At 37.6% G+C, this 1,592-nt stretch carries 2 protein-coding genes and 1 pseudogene; 1 reads left to right on the forward strand and 2 read right to left on the reverse strand.

The window, feature by feature from the left end; genetic code table 11:
* Positions 1 to 68: 68 nt before the first annotated feature.
* Entirely contained in the window at positions 69 to 395 is a 327-nt protein-coding gene (locus QUA24_RS27175) for a hypothetical protein (protein WP_333233527.1), read from the reverse strand.
* Between the two features lie 62 nt (positions 396 to 457).
* Positions 458 to 1,290: pseudogene (locus QUA24_RS27180) on the reverse strand (IS5 family transposase).
* 61 nt (positions 1,291 to 1,351) lie between these two features.
* Here QUA24_RS27180 and QUA24_RS27185 point away from each other — a divergent pair.
* On the forward strand, positions 1,352 to 1,480 hold the full coding sequence (locus tag QUA24_RS27185; protein WP_333233528.1) for a cysteine peptidase family C39 domain-containing protein: 129 nt from the start codon (positions 1,352 to 1,354) through the stop codon (positions 1,478 to 1,480).
* The last annotated feature ends 112 nt before the right edge of the window (positions 1,481 to 1,592 follow it).

Below are 1,592 nucleotides of genomic sequence, written 5' to 3' on the forward strand. Positions count from 1 at the left end.
GGTAGCATTGTTGTCATCTCACTTATTTGACTCATTGTCAAGTACAATTTATACCAAATTAGATGAGCTTACCCTGCCACGGGTGCACCACTGGGATTCAAGGCAGCTTCAACAACTTTCAATTTAGCAGCGGATACTTCAACAGCTTGTTGCTGCCTGTCAACGGTTTTTCTCTGGCTTTCAACTGCTTTTTTTTGCGCTTCTACGGCGGCTTTTTGCCCTGCTGCGGCTTGTTCTTGCTGCTGGGCGGCAAGTTTCGTCTCCTCCAATAAATCCAGCGAAATAGCGCCTGTTTCTTGGATTGACTGATAGCGATCGCGCTTAGAAACGGCAGCCTTTAAATTTGCGGCGGCTGTTTGCAAGGAAGCTTGTTCTTTTTGCAGTTCCGGCAGCAATTTTTCCCATTCCGACTGGGCTAATTGTACATTAGACCTCTTGCGAAAGTCTCAGGCGAGCGCTAATTTATCTTCAAAGAAAGTTCATAATTATAAATACCAGCAATCAAATTAAATCTTAATCCGAAGCGTCTTCTTCGATTCCGATATCTTGATAAAAGTATTCTAAATATATTTAAACTTCGATTTATATTTTCAATAATAATTCTGTTTTTTCCCCGTTGCCGATTTAAAGCTTTTTCGGCTTGAGTCAGTTTTTTGTTTTTTATTTTTTTGACTGGTCTTCTACTATTAGTATGAATCTTTTTGATTCCTTGATAACCTTTATCACCTAAAAGTTCAAGTTCTTCATTCATCCCGATCTTGCTTTTTTTAAACAAACTAAAATCATGCGTTTTCCCGTTACTAAAAGCTGTACATATTATTTCGGTAGTTTTTGTATTGGCTAAAACTTGCGATTTTATTGTATGATATTTTTGCTTGCCACTATAATATTTCTTTTGCTTTTTTTGGGGACGCTCTATTTCATGTTCTGACAGCTCCACCGCTACAGTTTATCTCTCATTTTGACTTGGATAAAGTTTTTTTTGCCAGGTAAATTAAATAAACCTGAATTTATTAAAGCTTTCTCAGTTTTAATTAAAATTCGATAAGCATTTGATTCATTAATACCCCATTTAATTCCCAGATGAAAAAAAGTAGGATATTCTGGCAAATAGGATAATGTCATTAAGATTTGGTCTTATACGCACAATTTACTTGGTCTTCCTGATTTTTTTTGAAATATTTTTTCCGCTTTGACTGTTTTTACCATCTCTTTGAATATCTCTTGATGTACTCCACAGTAGCGTTTAAATTCTTTGGGGGTTAACTTTTGTAATTCTTCGGAGTTCATATTATTAAGCTAATTTTTTCTTTTATTTTACCTAGAAAGAGCGCACTTTCGCAAGAGGTCTATTCACTGGAAAGGCGTTCACTGGGTTGTCCTCTACGGCCGCCGGGGCAAAAAGTATGTGGTTGCCGATCCTGGTGCAGGCCTGCGCTACCTCACCCGCGAGGCACTCACAGAGTCGGTAGTCCCCTGAAGGAAAGGATCGAGAGAATAAAACTGAATTCAAAGAAAAGTAGGCATTTAGAGTTGTAAATTAGCATTGTAATGATGCACAAACTGCCAAATAGCAGCAATATGATTTTCTA

Source organism: Microcoleus sp. Pol12B5, from assembly GCF_036701335.1.
GTDB lineage: Bacteria > Cyanobacteriota > Cyanobacteriia > Cyanobacteriales > Microcoleaceae > Microcoleus.